This is a genomic window from Komagataeibacter kakiaceti JCM 25156 (genome assembly GCF_000613305.1).
The window spans coordinates 1-506 of sequence record NZ_BAIO01000939.1 but is presented as its reverse complement, the minus strand read 5'-3'; the positions used below and the strand labels follow the sequence as shown (position 1 = coordinate 506).

Below are 506 nucleotides of genomic sequence, written 5' to 3'. Positions count from 1 at the left end.
CCGTGCATCCTGCGCCGCAAGCCGCAGCAGCATGTCCACATGCAGCGGGCTGGCCAGCCGCAGGTCCGGCATGCCGGACTGCCTGCGCCCGGTCAGATCGCCCCCGCCACGCAGGCGGAAATCCTCATCGGCAATGAGAAATCCGTCATCCGTTTCCCGCAGCAACGCCAGCCTGCGCCGCGCGGTCTGGCCCAGCGCGCTGTCATGCAGCAGCAGGCAGAAGGATTCCGCCCGGCCCCGGCCCACGCGCCCGCGTAGCTGGTGCAACTGGGCCAGGCCGAAACGCTCGGCATGTTCGATGATCATGACCGTGGCGTCGGGTATGTCCACGCCCACCTCGATCACCGTCGTCGCCACGAGAATACGGGTCTTTCCCGCCGCGAAATCGGCAATGGCCTGTTCGCGCACCGCTATGTCCTGCTGCCCGTGGGCCAGCCCCACCTGTTCAGGCCCGAAATGCGCGCTCAGGGCGGCGTGCCGGGCCTCGGCGGCGGCGATGTACGGTG

1 protein-coding gene is annotated in these 506 nt (G+C 69.0%); it reads right to left on the bottom strand.

Annotation, left to right across the window (positions count from 1 at the left end; translation table 11 throughout):
* Positions 1-506 (bottom strand): helicase-related protein (locus JCM25156_RS26835; RefSeq protein WP_034961990.1); only part of this gene is annotated, 506 nt, incomplete at both ends.